General features: G+C 54.7%; 13 protein-coding genes and 1 tRNA gene. 1 reads left to right on the forward strand and 13 read right to left on the reverse strand.

Features of this window, described 5'->3' with window-relative positions; all coding sequences use genetic code 11:
* Positions 1-6 precede the first annotated feature (6 nt).
* The 11 genes from truB to ftsH form a co-directional block, all read right to left on the reverse strand.
* Positions 7-930, reverse strand: coding sequence for a tRNA pseudouridine(55) synthase TruB (truB, locus tag DOQ08_RS08800; RefSeq protein WP_114334527.1), 924 nt, complete (start codon positions 928-930; stop codon positions 7-9).
* A complete protein-coding gene (rbfA, locus tag DOQ08_RS08805; RefSeq protein ID WP_114334528.1) occupies positions 927-1358 on the reverse strand; it encodes a 30S ribosome-binding factor RbfA in 432 nt (143 codons plus the stop codon). Before rbfA ends, truB begins: the two co-directional genes overlap by 4 nt.
* The gene (gene infB, locus DOQ08_RS08810) at positions 1358-3898 is read right to left on the reverse strand and encodes a translation initiation factor IF-2 (RefSeq protein WP_114334529.1); all 2541 of its coding nucleotides are present in this window, start codon (positions 3896-3898) and stop codon (positions 1358-1360) included. The genes rbfA and infB overlap by 1 nt, the downstream gene beginning before the upstream one ends.
* A gap of 20 nt (positions 3899-3918) precedes the next feature.
* Entirely contained in the window at positions 3919-5412 is a 1494-nt protein-coding gene (nusA, locus tag DOQ08_RS08815; RefSeq protein WP_114334530.1) for a transcription termination factor NusA, read from the reverse strand.
* A gap of 53 nt (positions 5413-5465) precedes the next feature.
* On the reverse strand, positions 5466-5927 hold the full coding sequence (gene rimP, locus DOQ08_RS08820; RefSeq protein ID WP_114334531.1) for a ribosome maturation factor RimP: 462 nt from the start codon (positions 5925-5927) through the stop codon (positions 5466-5468).
* 316 nt (positions 5928-6243) lie between these two features.
* Positions 6244-6328: transfer RNA gene (locus tag DOQ08_RS08825), tRNA-Leu, on the reverse strand.
* 9 nt (positions 6329-6337) lie between these two features.
* Positions 6338-6700 (reverse strand): preprotein translocase subunit SecG, encoded by a 363-nt coding sequence (gene secG / locus DOQ08_RS08830; RefSeq protein WP_114334532.1) that lies wholly within the window; start codon positions 6698-6700, stop codon positions 6338-6340.
* A 24-nt stretch (positions 6701-6724) separates the two neighbouring features.
* The gene (gene tpiA, locus DOQ08_RS08835) at positions 6725-7483 is read right to left on the reverse strand and encodes a triose-phosphate isomerase (RefSeq protein WP_114334533.1); all 759 of its coding nucleotides are present in this window, start codon (positions 7481-7483) and stop codon (positions 6725-6727) included.
* 81 nt (positions 7484-7564) lie between these two features.
* A complete protein-coding gene (gene glmM, locus DOQ08_RS08840; RefSeq protein WP_114334534.1) occupies positions 7565-8908 on the reverse strand; it encodes a phosphoglucosamine mutase in 1344 nt (447 codons plus the stop codon).
* Entirely contained in the window at positions 8908-9738 is an 831-nt protein-coding gene (gene folP, locus DOQ08_RS08845; protein ID WP_114334535.1) for a dihydropteroate synthase, read from the reverse strand. Before folP ends, glmM begins: the two co-directional genes overlap by 1 nt.
* Positions 9739-9833: 95 nt before the next feature.
* Positions 9834-11777, reverse strand: a complete 1944-nt coding sequence (ftsH, locus tag DOQ08_RS08850; protein WP_264756355.1) for an ATP-dependent zinc metalloprotease FtsH — start codon at positions 11775-11777, stop codon at positions 9834-9836.
* Positions 11778-12053: 276 nt separating this feature from the next.
* Here ftsH and yhbY point away from each other — a divergent pair, with 276 nt between their 5' ends.
* Entirely contained in the window at positions 12054-12362 is a 309-nt protein-coding gene (gene yhbY / locus DOQ08_RS08855; RefSeq protein ID WP_114334536.1) for a ribosome assembly RNA-binding protein YhbY, read from the forward strand.
* 65 nt (positions 12363-12427) lie between these two features.
* Here yhbY and greA read toward each other — a convergent pair whose 3' ends face one another.
* Both greA and carB read right to left on the reverse strand, forming a co-directional pair.
* Complete coding sequence (gene greA, locus DOQ08_RS08860) at positions 12428-12910, reverse strand: transcription elongation factor GreA (protein ID WP_114334537.1); 483 nt, start codon at positions 12908-12910, stop codon at positions 12428-12430.
* A gap of 4 nt (positions 12911-12914) precedes the next feature.
* The gene (carB, locus tag DOQ08_RS08865; RefSeq protein WP_114334538.1) at positions 12915-16133 is read right to left on the reverse strand and encodes a carbamoyl-phosphate synthase large subunit; all 3219 of its coding nucleotides are present in this window, start codon (positions 16131-16133) and stop codon (positions 12915-12917) included.
* Positions 16134-16195: the final 62 nt, after the last annotated feature.

The following is a 16195-nucleotide window of genomic DNA, read 5'->3' on the forward strand; positions in this document are numbered from 1 at the left end:
GGCAGCTTATCTGCCGGTGTTCTTGACCAGCCGACGAGGCACCAGCACGGTGTCTTCGCCTTCCGGTTGAGCTTCCGCCAACCCGACAAAAGAATGATTGCCGTAAACACGCACAAATCCTTCAAAGGGCTGACCGGGTATTCTAACTGGTTGACCGTTCAATATCGATACCAACGCCGGGCCTGAAAGCCGGTGTTCCGGAAACATGGTCAGCGCGCTTTCTGGTGGCAACAACAAACCGTCAAGGCTTTCATCGCGCTCCCGCATCGCCTCCAACGTTTCGATATTCTGAACGTTATCAAGGGTATAACCTGCCGCCAATGTACGGCGCAAAGCCACCACATGAGCACCACAACCTAACTCTTGGCCGATGTCCTCGACTAATGAGCGGATGTACGTACCCTTGGTGCAGGTTACCGCCAAATCAAGTTCATTGTCGCGAACCGCAAGCAGCTTTAATTCGTAGATGGTAACGGGCCGCGCCGGACGCTCGATTTCAATGCCTTCACGCGCATACTCATACAAGGGCTTACCCTGATGTTTGAGTGCGGAATACATCGACGGAACCTGCTGGATGTCGCCCCGGAAGTTTTCCAGAACGGCTTCTACTTCGGTTTCCGTTAAGGAGGGAACCGGTTTTTCTTCAACAACCGCGCCTTCGGAATCCCCGGTCTCTGTACGAACACCTAAGCGGGCCGTCGTGATATAGGCCTTATCGCTGTCCAACATTGTCTGGGAAAACTTGGTGGCCTCACCGAAGCACAAAGGCAACACGCCAGTGGCCAAGGGGTCAAGAGCGCCAGTATGGCCCGCCTTAGCGGCTCCATAGAGGCGCTTCACCTGCTGAAGAATACCGTTTGAGGTGACACCCTGGGGTTTATCGATCACCAGGATACCATTTACGTCACGACCTTTACGTCTTCGACTCAAGCGTCACGCTCCGAACTGTCCGTGTCAGATTCGTCGCTGTCATCCCGAGCAACGGCAGGCTGATCACCCACAGCTTCCCGGATCAAACGATCCAGTTTGCGGCTGTGGCCAAGCAGACTGTCGAAGTGGAACCGCAGCATCGGCACAACGCGCAATTTCATCGCACGTGCTACCTGGCCGCGCAAAAATCCGGAGGCTTTATTAAGCACTTTCAGGGATTCCTGAACTTCCGGAGATTGCTCGGTTAGCTCTTCGGTCGATAACAGCGAAACGTAGATATCGGCATAGCCCAGATCACGGCTGACTTTTACATCGTTTACCGTGATCATGCCAACGCGAGGATCTTTTACCTCACGCTGTATGATCTGGGCCAGCTCACGTTGCATCTGATCGCCAATGCGATCGATGCGACTGTAATCCCGTGCCATTAGGCCCCCGTAGACTCGAGCTGACGTTCAACGCGAACGCGATCGAAGACTTCGATCTGGTCGCCCACTTTCACATCGTAACCCTTAACACCGATACCACACTCCATACCGTTACGTACTTCTTGTACGTCGTCTTTGAAGCGGCGCAGAGATTCCAGCTCGCCCTCGAAGATCACCACGTTGTCACGCAGTACACGGATCGGCTTGTTGCGGTATACATTACCCTCGGTAACCATACAGCCGGCAACCTGACCGAACTTCGGTGAACGGAATACGTCGCGCACATCGGCGATACCGACGATGTCTTCGCGGAATTCTGGCTTCAGCATGCCGGTCAGGGCCGCTTTAACGTCATCCAGCATGTTATAGATGATGCTGTAGTAACGAAGATCCAGACCTTCTTTCTCGACCAATCGCTTAGCCGCGGTATCGGCACGAACGTTGAAGCCGAAGATAACCGCGTTGGTGGCCATGGCCAGGCTCACGTCAGTTTCGGCGATACCGCCGACACCGGAAGACACCACCTTGACCTGCACTTCGTCGTTACCCATATCGCGCAAGGCTTTGGTAATCGCCTCGAGGGTACCGCGCACGTCGGTCTTCAGAACAACGTTAAGGGTCTTAACCTCATCCTTGCCCATGTTTTCGAACATGTTCTCAAGCTTGGCTGCTTGCTGACGCTGCAGACGGCTTTCACGCTCGCGAGTCTGGCGCAATTCGGCCAGCTCTTTTGCCTTCTTCTCGTCAGACACGGCGTAGAATTCGTCACCTGCATCCGGTGTGCCGTTCAGGCCTAAAATCTCAACCGGGATGGACGGACCCGCAGACTTAACCTGCTTGCCAGCTTCGTTGGTCATGGCGCGAACCTTACCGAAGAAGGATCCAGCAACAACCATTTCACCCTGACGCAGAGTACCGTTCTGAACCAGAACCGTCGCAACCGAACCACGGCCGCGTTCCAGACTGGATTCAACGACAACACCTTTCGCAGACGCATCTGGAGAAGCTTCAAGTTCAAGTACTTCGGCCTGCAGCAGCACCGCTTCGAGCAAGCTGTCGATACCTAAACCAGTATGCGCTGAAACCGGCACAAACTGGACGTCACCGCCCCAGTCTTCCGGAATGACATCCAACGCCGACAGTTCGGTTTTGATGCGATCAGGATCCGCTTCTTCTTTGTCCATCTTGTTGATGGCAACAACCAGCGGTACACCGGCAGACTTGGCGTGCTCTACTGCTTCCTTGGTCTGTGGCATTACACCGTCATCGGCCGCTACAACCAGAATGACGATATCGGTGCACTGGGCACCACGAGCACGCATCGCTGTAAAGGCTGCGTGGCCCGGGGTATCCAGGAAGGACACCATGCCGTGATCGGTTTCAACGTGGTATGCACCAATATGCTGGGTAATACCACCGGATTCGCCAGCCGCCACTTTGGTGCGACGAATGTAATCAAGCAGGGAAGTTTTACCGTGGTCAACGTGGCCCATTACACTCACAACCGGAGCGCGCTTGATCTTCTCTTTGCCTTCGTCCTGATCGGTGATGTTGCTCAGCACTTCTTCTTCAAGTGCGTCATCACTGATGCTTACCGGCTTGTGACCCAACTCTTCAGTTACCAGGATGGCAGTTTCCTGATCCAGAGGCTGGTTGATGGTGGCCATCACGCCCATGCCCATCAGAGTTTTGATGACATCAGCGGCTTTAACAGCCATACGCTGGGCGAGATCACCAACGGTGATCGTTTCTGGAATCTGTACTTCTCTTACCATGGGCTTGGTTGGCCTCTCGAAAGCATGACGCTTTTCTTTCGTTTTCTTTTTGGCCCGTAGCTGCTTGCGAGGAACGGTTTCATCATCCTCGGAAATCACCAGAGGCTCCTCTGGTCGGCTACGTGGACCGCGATGGCCAGCCTGCTTCTTCTTAGGCTTGCCGTCATCATCATCGCCGCGCTCACGCCCTTTCTCTTTCTTTTTCTTCGGCTTGCGATCCCGCCCGTCTTCTTCTGGCGGAGGCATCGGAATATCCTCAGGCGCAGTTTCAACGACCGGCTCTGGCTCTTTGGCTTCAGGCGCTTTAGGCGCTTCTGCCACTTCAGCCTGCTCTTTCGGCGCTTCAGTTTCCGGCTGGACTGGTGCCTGCTCGGCAGCCACTTGCGGCGCTTCTTGTGGCGCAGCCTCTTGCACAACCGGCTGCTCTACGGGCTCTTCCTGCTTCGGAGCTTCGGCTTCCGGCTCAGGCTGCAGTTCGGCACGCTTGATATAAGTACGACGCTTGCGCACTTCCACATTAACTGTTTTGGCTTTACCCGCTTTCAACGTGGTCGTTGTCTTGCGCTTGAGCGTGATCTTCCGCGGCTCTGCTTCGTCATCGCCGTGGCTCTTTCTCAGATAATCCAGCAACTGCTGTTTCTCATCGCTAGACACAGCATCATTTTCGCTACGAGCTTGCAGCCCGGCTTCAACGATCTGCTTCAGCAAACGATCCACGGGAGCGCCTACATCTGCGGCCAGTTGTTTTACCGTTACATCAGTCATACTGGTCCTCCTCTCCCGAATCAGGCCTGGTCTTCAAACCAGGGTGCACGTGCTGTCATAATCAGTTGACCTGCACGCTCTTCATCAACACCTTCGATCTCAAGCAGATCATCAACCGACTGCTCTGCGAGATCTTCCATCGTGCGAACGCCCATGCCGGCCAACTTAAACGCCAGTGCTCGCTCCATACCGTCCATTTCCAGGAGGTCGTCAGCAGGCTCTGATCCTTCAAGGGCTTCTTCACCGGCCAAGGCCTGGTTTAACAAGGCATCTTTGGCGCGTTTACGAAGTTCAGTCACGGTGTCTTCGTCCAGTCCGTCGATGGCCAACATTTCTTCCATCGGCACATAGGCCACTTCTTCAATGGAGGAGAAGCCTTCTTCGATCAGGACACTTGCAAATTCTTCATCAACATCAAGATGCTTAGTGAAGTGCTCAAGCAAACGGCCAAGCTCTTGCTCTTGACGCTCGCCCGCTTCTTCTTCGGTCATCACGTTCAATGTCCAGCCAGTCAGCTCTGTGGCCAAACGAACGTTCTGCCCGTTTCGACCAATAGCCTGGGCCAGATTGTCTTCAGCAACAGCAACGTCCATGGTGTGACGATCTTCGTCCATCACGATGGAGGCAACTTCGGCCGGAGCCATGGCATTGATAACCAGCTGTGCCGGGTTGTCGTCCCAAAGAACGATATCCACACGCTCACCGCCCAGCTCGTTAGAAACGGCCTGAACACGTGAACCGCGCATACCCACACACGCCCCAACCGGATCGATACGACGGTCATTGGTTTTCACGGCAATCTTGGCACGTGAACCGGGATCACGGGCAGCGCCACGGATTTCGATCAGCTCTTCGGCGATCTCGGGCACTTCAATGCGGAACAACTCGATCAGCATCTGGGCATCAGTACGGCTCAGAATCAACTGCGGACCACGATGATCAACGCGGATTTCCAGCAACAGGGCGCGCACACGATCGCCCATCCGGAATGTCTCGCGAGCAATCAGGTGTTCACGAGGCAACAGTGCTTCAGCGTTGCTGCCCAGATCCACGATTACGTTGTCGCGGGTTACCTTCTTAACCGTACCGGAAACCAGCTCGCCCACACGATCGCGGTAGCTGTCTACGATTTTGGAGCGTTCAGCTTCACGAACTTTCTGGAAGATAATCTGCTTGGCAGCCTGTGCGCCGATACGACCGAAAGCAACGGATTCTGTTTTCTCTTCGTACATGTCACCCGGCTGCAGCGAGGAATCAATTTCTTCCGCTTCCTGCATGGTCAGCTCGGTGCCCAATGCGGGAACCGCGTCGTTGTCTACCACCAACCAGCGGCGGAAGGTTTCGTATTCGCCGGTACGACGGTCGATGGATACGCGGATATCCGCCTCTTCATCTTCATAACGTTTTTTGGCAGCAGTGGCGAGCGCAAGCTCGATGGCCTCAAAAATCACGTCCTTGTCGACGCCCTTCTCGTTCGAGACGGTTTCCACTACCAGCAAGATCTCTTTACTCATGCGATTGCCCTGCCTTCAAAATAATCAGTACACCTAAAAGTTCTTGAATTCGTTTATTCAAAAACCGGAACGATATTGGCTTTATCAATACTGTCGAACGGCAACAGGTACTCGTGATCATCAACCACGATAACAACCTCATCACCTTCAACACCCTTGATCAGGCCTTGGAATTTTCTGCGCCCCTCAAAAGCCATACGGAGCTTTAGTTGAACCTTGTGCCCAACAAACGCCTGATAATGCTCAAGACGAAACAGCGGCCGATCCATCCCCGGGGATGAAACTTCCAACGTATATTCACTCTGAATGGGGTCTTCCACATCCATCACGCCACTGACTTGACGACTGACTTTCTCGCAGTCTTCAATGCCAATACCGTTTTCGGCGTCATCGATAAAAACCCGAAGCATCGACTGATAGCCACGAGAACGAAATTCGATACCCCAAAACTCATATCCGAGCCCTTCTACCACCGGGCGCAGTATCTCTTCGAGTTGATTAAGCTTGGCTGACAAGTGTCGCCGCCTCCGTCTTGAGAATTTTCAATGTACAAAAACAAAAAAAGGGCTGTTGATCAGCCCTTTTATGCACTAGGGCCCTTGCGCCAGGCCCCTTAATCAAAAAGCCCCTGAAAATGGGGCTTTTTGTTGCAAGAATTCGCAGAAAGCCAAACCCAAAACGGCTAACTGCCGACAGACACCTGGCCTGCCTGGAAGCCAGGACGAATCGCTGACTCCAATATCCGCGGAAGTATAGAGATACGAAGCGGATCGGTCAAGGACCGACCAAACAAAGACGGCCTGGTTAAACCAAGCCGTCTTTGTTGAAAATTGGTGCCCAGGGCCGGACTCGAACCGGCACAGCTCTCGCTACCACCCCCTCAAGATGGCGTGTCTACCAATTTCACCACCTGGGCAAAAACTCTTTACTCGAGCTCAGGAAGCTCGTTTTCTTTCGAATCGCTGCTTGCGCCCTCATCCAGAGCAGGAACCTGCTCTGCAGACGATTCCTGAAGCATAGGGATGCCAGCTTCACCGGCCACTTCAGCACGCTGCTTGGCAAAAATCGCCAGCGAAAAACTTGTCACAAAAAATACAACCGCCATCAAGGTGGTTACACGGGTCAAAAAGCTGCCACTGCCCTGACTACCAAAAACGGTCTGGGAAGCACCACCACCGAACGCCGCACCGGCATCCGCGCCCTTGCCCTGCTGAATCAGGACGACACCAACCAGCGCCACGGCGATAACGACGTGAACAACAACTACTAGTGTTTCGATCCAATCCATACAGACTCTCGTATTCGTTTCGGCTTAGCTACCCGCCGGGAATGACCGACAGATACTAATAAACTCGTCAGCCTTAAGGGAAGCTCCACCTATAAGACCACCATCGATATCGGGCTCTGAAAACAGAGCGGCAGCATTATCCGCTTTTACACTGCCGCCGTAAAGTACCGAAATCTCTTCTGCGGGTGCATCCATCGTTTTCAGGACACTACGAATCTCCGCATGCATCGCTTGGGCATCTTCAGCCGTAGCTGTTTTGCCCGTACCTATGGCCCAAACAGGCTCATAAGCCACTACAATCCCTTCCCACTGATCGCCTGCAACACCGGCCAAACCACGTCTGACCTGCTCGGCAACCACTTGCTCAGCCTCGCCGGCATCACGCTGCTCCAGCGTTTCGCCCACACAGAGAACCGCCGTCAAACCGCTCTCGAGCACACGCTCAACCTTGCGGGCCACCACATCATCACTTTCACCAAAAAGCTGACGACGCTCGGAATGACCTACAAGCACAAAGCTGCAACCCAGATCTTTCGCCATATCGGCAGACACTTCGCCGGTGTAAGCTCCAGACTGCCACTCACTAACGTTCTGCACACCCAAGGCAAGCTTGCCATCGGATTGCTGCTGAACCAGAGGCACGTATGGTGCAGGGGGAATAACAACCACTTCAGCAGCGTCATCCAGCCCGACAGCACGATCACAAATCACGCCAACCAGTTGCTGCACGAGATCTTTCGACCCGTTCATCTTCCAGTTTCCGGCTACAATTTTACGGCGCATATGAACTCTCAAACGTCCTGAGCGTAAGCGAGGGCGAACTATACAGCAGAGATTTCGTCTGCACAACCGCCCCGTTTTGAATCAGGCAGTTGACCGCTCAACCACCTCTGCCAGGGTCTCCGCGACCCGGGCAATTTCGGCTGCATCTTTGCCTTCCGCCATCACCCGAATCAACGGCTCGGTGCCCGATGCCCGCAAGAGAATCCGCCCCGAATCGCCCAGATCTGCTTCAGCCTGACGCATCGCGCTCACAATGTCGTCCCGGCTAAGCGGATCGAAGCGCTGCTCGACTCTTACGTTAATCATGGTTTGCGGCAACTTATTCATACCACTACGCAGCTCTGACAATGTTTTGCCCGAGTTACCAATGGCCAGAAGCACCTGCAAGGCAGATATCACACCATCGCCCGTGCCGATACAATCCCGAATCACCATGTGGCCGGAGCCTTCGCCACCCACCAACCAGTCATTAGCCAGCAACCGCTCCATAACATAACGATCGCCTACCTTTGCCCGTTCGAAGGGTATATCCAGCTCTTGCAGCGCCAGCTCGACACCCAAATTGGTCATTAGCGTGCCAACCACACCACCCTCAAGGCGACCCTCAGCTCGACGCTGAGAAGCCAGGATGTACAGCAACTCGTCACCATCCACTTCCGAACCGTCCCGATCGACCATCAACACCCGGTCGCCATCGCCATCGAAAGCAATACCAAGATCGGCCCCTTTCTCTGTGACGGCTTGCTTCAACGACTCCAAATGGGTGGAACCCACATTCAAGTTGATATTCAGGCCATCAGGCTCTGCGCCAATAACGGTGAGCTTGGCACCCAACTCTCGAAACACCTTGGGTGCCACGTGATAGGTTGCGCCGTGGGCGCAATCAAGCACCACATGCAGACCGTCGAGCGTAAACTCGTTCGGAACGGTACTCTTGCAGAATTCAACATATCGGCCTGGCGCATCATCTACACGACTGACCTTACCCAGCTCGTTCGGCTCACACACTTCAATCGGCTTATCTAACCAGCGTTCGATTTCAGCCTCGAGCGCGTCATCCAGCTTGGTACCCGCAGCCGAGAAAAACTTGATTCCGTTGTCATGATGCGGGTTGTGGGAGGCACTGATTACGATGCCCGCCGAGGCCCGAAACGTTCGCGTGAGATAGGCAATGGCCGGCGTCGGCATAGGGCCTAACAACTTCACATCGACCCCGGCAGCGGAGAGCCCTGCTTCCAGCGCGGACTCAAACATATAACCTGACAGGCGAGTATCTTTACCAATCAACACACTGTTGCGCTGACCCGCTTTTTTGAAGGCCTGACCGGCGGCCCAGCCAAGATGGAGCATAAACTCCGGCGTAATCGGCTGCTCACCCACTCGACCGCGAATGCCGTCGGTACCAAAATATTTACGCTGGGACATTACATTGCCTCCTTAACTGCCGTTACCACTTTAACGGCGTCCACAGTTTCCCTGACGTCATGCACCCGCAGAATGCTCGCGCCTTTCATGGCCGATATTGTCGCGGCTGCAAGGCTTGCAGACAACCTTTCATTCACCTCGCGGCCTGTGATGACACCGAGCATCGACTTTCTTGAGATGCCGATCAGGAGTGGATGACCTAGCATATGCATTTGCTCCATACCGGCCAGAAGCTGAACGTTGTGCTCAACGGTTTTTCCGAACCCGAAGCCTGGATCCAGAATAATATTCTCCGGCAACACACCAGCCGCCTCCGCCACCCGGACACGCTCGGTCAGAAACGAGCTCACTTCCCGGCGCACATTTCGGTAATTCGGCGAATCCTGCATGGTGTCGGGCTCGCCCTGGATATGCATAAGGCACACGGGCACACCGGCTTGTGCCGCTACTTCCGGCGCACCGTCTCGCTGAAGGGCTCGAACGTCATTGATCAAGCCTGCGCCGATTTTAACCGTCTCGGCCATAACCATCGGGTTACTGGTATCCACCGACACCACTACATCCAGCTCACGGGCGATCGCTTCCACAACCGGGCACACCCGGTCCAACTCTTGCTGCGTAGATACGGGGGCCGCGCCCGGACGGGTAGACTCGCCGCCCACATCGATAAAGGCTGCTCCGTCCGCAACCATTTGCTTCGCCCTAAGCAACGCAGCATCCACGCTATTGAACTGGCCACCATCCGAGAAAGAGTCGGGCGTCACATTAAGAATGCCCATCACATGACAATCGGACAGATCAAGTTGACGGCCAGCAAAGTTAACCTTCATAACACAGACTCCGGAGACACACTTTCAGGTAGACAAAAACAAACGCCGCCCAGTAAATGGGCGGCGCTGGCTATTACTCAGTGCTTTCGAGCTGATCAGTGCTCGCCAGCTGGGCGCCCTACTCCGGGCTGCTCGCCATCATCCGAACCTTTTGGCTCGGGTGCGGGCTCCGCACTTTCCGGCGTTCCACCGGCGGAGGGACCACCGTCACCCCAGTTTTTCGGGGGGCGAGGATCACGGCCTTCCATGATGTCGTCAATCTGGAAGCGATCGATGGTTTCATACTTCATCAAAGCATGAGCCATCATATCGAGCTTCTCCCGATTCTCGACCAAGATCTGCTTGGCGGTTTCGTAGCAAGAATCGATGATATTGCGAATTTCCTCATCAATGCGCTGAGCAGTCTCCGGCGAGTAAACCGTGTGCGACTGTCCCGCCGAGCGCCCCAGGAACGGCTCTTCGCTGTCAGTATCATACTGTAGCGGCCCGAGCTTATCGGACAAGCCCCAACGGGTAACCATGTTGCGCGCGAGACTGGTGGCACGCTCAATGTCGTTCGATGCACCGGTTGTTACACCATCCGTACCTAACGTGAGTTCTTCCGCGATACGACCACCAAACAAGCTGCAAATGGAGCTGATCAGGTAACGCTTGGAATGACTGTACTTGTCCTCCTCAGGAAGGAACATGGTCACACCCAAAGCGCGGCCGCGAGGAATAATGCTCACCTTGTAAACGGGATCATGCTCGGGCACCAGACGCCCCACAATCGCGTGCCCTGCCTCATGGTAGGCCGTATTCAGCTTCTCTTTCTCATTCATCACCATGGACTTGCGTTCAGCGCCCATCATGATTTTATCTTTTGCCAGCTCCAGCTCTTCCATCGAGACCAGACGTAAGTTGCGGCGGGCCGCAAACAACGCGGCTTCGTTCACCAGGTTGGCCAAGTCGGCACCGGAGAAGCCAGGCGTACCACGCGCGATCACAGCCGGATCGATACCATCGGCCAGCGGCACTTTTTTCATGTGCACTTTCAGGATCTGCTCACGCCCCTTGATGTCGGGCAGGCTGACAACTACCTGACGGTCGAAACGGCCCGGGCGCAGCAACGCCGGGTCCAGCACGTCCGGACGGTTAGTCGCGGCAATCACGATAACGCCTTCGTTACCTTCAAAGCCATCCATCTCAACCAGCAACTGGTTCAGGGTCTGCTCACGTTCGTCGTGACCACCACCCATGCCGGCACCACGATGGCGACCTACGGCATCGATCTCGTCGATAAAGATGATGCAGGGGCTTTGCTTCTTGGCCTGCTCGAACATATCCCGAACACGCGAAGCACCCACACCGACGAACATCTCAACAAAGTCAGAACCCGAGATGGAGAAGAACGGCACTTTCGCCTCACCCGCGATGGCTTTCGCCAGCAGGGTTTTACCGGTACCCGGGGGGCCGACCATCAGAACACCTTTCGGAATTCGGCCACCCAGACGCTGGAATTTGCTCGGATCACGCAGGAAGTCGACCAACTCTTTAACGTCTTCTTTGGCCTCTTCAACACCCGCCACATCGCCAAAGGTCGTTTTGATCTGGTCTTCACTGAGCAGGCGAGCTTTGCTCTTTCCGAAAGACATTGGCCCTTTGCCGCCGCCACCGCCTTGCATCTGGCGCATGAAGAACATGAACAACGCGATGATGATCAGAATCGGGAACGCGGCCACCAACAATTGAGTCCACAGACTCTGGCGCTCTGGCTCTTTACCGATCACCTCAACCTGATTGGCAAGCAGATCGTCCATCAGCTTGTTGTCTGGCACTTGAGGGCGAACCGTCTGGAACTGGGAGCCGTCTCCTCGTATACCTTGAATTTCCAGCCCGTCTACCGTCACTTGACGAACCTGACCCTGCTGGACCATTTCGACAAACTGGGAATAATTAACTTGTTGCCCGCTGGTGGTGGGAGTGAAATTCTGAAACACCATCAGCAGCACAGCGGCTATTACTAGCCAGAGAACTAAATTTTTTGCCATATCGTTCAAGGATCATCACCTGTGAATTGCAGAGTCGCAGCCTAACCGCCGACCCTTTTCGAACACCTTACACCAAATGTACGCTCGTAAACCAGAAGCGGCCTATCCGTAAAAGACACAGATTTCGGGAAAACGTTCCCGCCCACGAAATCCACAAACGACACTTGTAAGTGATTACAGCCATTTGTGGCGGGCAGCTATCTGTTACAATCCTCCTATTATACGCCGTTGTCAGCTTTTAAGCCGCTGACCTTTTGTTAATAGCATTGATAAAGAGATTCCATCATGAGTTTGTCATCGGAACAGCGCCGGGAATACCGCGCCATCGCCCACAACCTGAAGCCCGTCATCATTGTCGGCGACAAAGGCCTGTCCGAAGGACTCCAAGAGGAGCTGGACCGCGCCCTGAACGATCACGAGCTGATCAAAATCAAGGTCGCCAGCCAGGATCGCGAAGCACGCCAAGAAGCCATTGAAGCCCTGTGCAAAAGCGCAAAAGCCGAGCTCGTGCAAACCATCGGCAAAATTGCCGTGATTCTGCGCCGGTCCAAAAAGCCGAATCCGAAGCTTTCAAACCTGCTCAGAAACAAATAACGCCCGTGCAATAAAAAAGCCGGCCCGAGGTTCCCTCCGGCCGGCTTTTCTTTGCCTGCAATACGTTAGATGTATTGCACCTCGGCAATTTCGTACTCAACGGTACCGGACGGAATGCGGATGGCTACCACATCACCCTCACTTTTACCGATCAGCGCCCGCGCAATCGGTGACGACACGGAAAGTTTTCCTGCCTTGATGTCAGCTTCATCTTCGCCAACAATCTGGTAGGTCACTTCTTCATCGGTGTCCATATTCACCAACTCAACCGTGGTACCGAAAATCACCTTGCCGGTGTTTTCCATCGCGGTCACGTCGATCACCTGAGCTACCGAAAGCTTGCCTTCAATTTCCTGAATACGGCCTTCGATGAAGCTCTGCTGCTCACGAGCAGCGTGGTATTCGGCGTTTTCTTTCAAATCGCCATGCTCGCGGGCATCAGAAATAGCCTGAATCACCCGTGGGCGATCTTCGGATTTCAGCTTTTTCAGCTCCTCACGCAAGCGGGCTTCGCCCAACTTGGTCATAGGAACTCTATCATTAGACATATCGTTACTTCCCTGCGTGCAAGTCCTGAAGGCGACGTACTGTGCGCTCCGGACCAAACTTAATGGCTCGACAGTAGGCTTCGCCACCTGCCAGAGTCGTTGTATAGGTTACCTTGCTCTGCAACGCCGACTGACGGATCTGCGACGAGTCAGAGATTGCCTTACGGCCTTCGGTCGTGTTGATGATCAGCTGCACCTCACCATTCTTGATGGCATCAACAATGTGCGGACGACCCTCGCGAACCTTGTTGACGTGCGCCACCTGAATGCCGGCCTGCTCCAGAGCTTTTGCCGTACCGGTTGTGGCAATGACCTTGAAGCCAGCATCAATCAGTTCTCGCGCAACCTCGATGGCACCCGGCTTATCGACATTTCTGACCGACATGAACGCAGTGCCCTGAGTCGGCAACTTGTCACCAATGGCCAGCGAGGCCTTGGCGAAGGCTTCGTCGAAGCTGTCACCCAGCCCCATCACCTCACCGGTCGATTTCATTTCCGGCCCAAGAATCGGGTCAACCGACGGAAACTTGTTGAACGGGAACACAGACTCTTTTACCGCGTAGTAAGTCGGTACGATTTCCTGCGTGAATTCCAGCTCTTTCAGAGTTTTGCCTGACATAACCCGGGCTGCAACGGCCGCCAGAGACAAGCCAATGGCCTTGGACACGAATGGCACAGTACGAGAGGCACGAGGGTTCACCTCGATCACGTAGATTTCGCCATCCTGCCAAGCCAGCTGAACGTTCATCAGGCCGATAACTTCCAGCTCGATGGCCATCTTCTTGACCGCGTCACGCATCGCGTCCTGTACATCTGCCGGCAAGCTGTAAGGCGGCAATGAACACGCGGAGTCACCGGAGTGAATACCCGCCTGCTCGATGTGCTGCATGATGCCGCCGATCACGACGTCGGTGCCGTCAGAGATGGCATCGATATCCACCTCAATCGCAGCGTTCAGGAAGTGATCCAGAAGCACCGGGCTGTCGTTAGACACCAGTACGGCACTTTGCATGTAGCGAACCAGTTCGGTTTCGTCGTAGACGATTTCCATGGCGCGACCGCCCAGCACGTAGGACGGGCGAACCACCAGCGGGTAGCCAATCTCGCGTGCGGCGACAATGCCTTCTTCGTGGCTGCGCACGGTGGCGTTTTCCGGCTGTTTCAGACCCAGGCGCTGGATCATCTGCTGGAAACGCTCACGGTCTTCGGCACGGTCGATGGCGTCCGGGCTGGTACCGATAATCGGAACACCGGCCGCTTCCAGGCCGCGCGCCAGTTTCAACGGCGTTTGGCCGCCGTACTGAACAATGACACCCTTCGGCTTTTCAACAGCGATAATTTCCAGAACATCTTCCAGAGTGATCGGCTCGAAGTACAAGCGATCGGAGGTGTCGTAGTCGGTGGACACGGTTTCCGGGTTGCAGTTGATCATGATGGTTTCGTAGCCGTCTTCGCGCATCGCGAACGCGGCGTGAACACAGCAATAATCAAACTCGATACCCTGACCAATGCGGTTGGGACCACCACCGATGACCACGATCTTTTCACGATCGGACGGATCCGCCTCGCACTCTTCTTCATAAGTGGAGTACATGTAGGCGGTGTCTGAGGCGAATTCAGCGGCGCAGGTGTCCACACGCTTATAGACCGGGCGCACGCCCAGGTCGTGACGCAGCTTGCGCATGCTGGCTTCGGAAATGCCGAGCAGCTTGGCCAAACGTGCGTCTGAGAAGCCTTTACGCTTCAGACGGAACAAGGTGGCGTAATCGATATCCGCCTTGCCTGCTGTCTTCAGGGCAGTCTCTTCTTTGATCAGGTCTTCAATCTGCACCAGATACCAAGGATCTACCTTGGTGTGCCTGAAGACTTCATCAACCGTCATGCCTGCACGGAAGGCATCGCCGATGTACCAGATACGCTCTGCGCCCGGTACGTTCAGCTCGGTGGTCAAAGTTTCGCGGGAGTTTTCTGAATCCAGATCTTCCAGCTTCTCGTCGAAACCTTCGGAGCCCACTTCCAGACCACGCAACGCTTTTTGAACCGATTCCTGGAAGGTCCGGCCAATGGCCATGACTTCACCCACCGACTTCATCTGCGTGGTCAGGCGAGCATCTGCCTGCGGGAATTTCTCGAAGGTAAAGCGAGGAATCTTGGTAACCACGTAATCGATGCTCGGCTCAAACGACGCCGGGGTGACACCACCGGTAATTTCGTTCTGCAGCTCATCGAGGGTGTAACCAATCGCCAGCTTGGCCGCGACCTTGGCAATCGGGAAGCCGGTTGCTTTAGAGGCCAACGCCGAAGAACGGGATACCCGCGGGTTCATCTCGATCACGACCATACGGCCGGTGTCGGGGTTGATACCGAACTGGACGTTAGAACCACCGGTTTCAACGCCGATTTCACGCAGTACCGCCAACGAGGCGTTACGCATGATCTGGTATTCTTTGTCGGTCAGGGTCTGAGCCGGGGCTACGGTGATGGAGTCACCGGTATGCACGCCCATGGCATCGAAGTTCTCGATGGCGCAGACGATGATGCAGTTGTCGTTTTTGTCACGAACCACTTCCATCTCGTACTCTTTCCAGCCGATCAGGGATTCGTCGATCAGCAGTTCGTTGGTCGGAGATAGATCCAGACCACGAGTACAGATTTCTTCAAATTCGTCTTTGTTGTACGCGATACCACCACCGGAACCACCCATGGTGAACGACGGACGAATAATGCACGGGAAGCCGATCTCTTTGGAAATTTCCCAGGCTTCTTCCATGGAATGGGCAATGGAAGCACGCGGGCACTCGAGGCCAATTTTCTTCATGGCCTGATCGAAACGGTGACGATCTTCGGCTTTGTCGATGGTGTCGGCGTTAGCGCCGATCATCTCTACGCCATGCTTCTCGAGAACGCCATATTTTTCCAGATCTAACGCACAGTTCAGTGCGGTCTGGCCACCCATGGTCGGCAGCAAGGCATCAGGCTTTTCTTTCTCGATGATCTTTTCGACCGTTTTCCAGTTGATAGGCTCGATGTAGGTGGCATCGGCCATAACCGGGTCGGTCATGATGGTAGCCGGGTTGGAGTTCACCAGAATAACCCGGTAACCCTCTTCACGCAGGGCTTTACAAGCCTGGGCTCCAGAGTAGTCGAACTCGCACGCCTGCCCGATCACGATGGGGCCAGCGCCCAGGATCAGGATGCTTTTGATGTCGGTACGTTTTGGCATGTCTCGGTAAACCTGTCAGCAACTTTTGAATTCTTGCAGCGCAGAACGCGGCGCCTGTCGTT

The sequence above is a fragment of the Marinobacter litoralis genome (assembly GCF_003336705.1).
Lineage (GTDB): Bacteria > Pseudomonadota > Gammaproteobacteria > Pseudomonadales > Oleiphilaceae > Marinobacter > Marinobacter litoralis.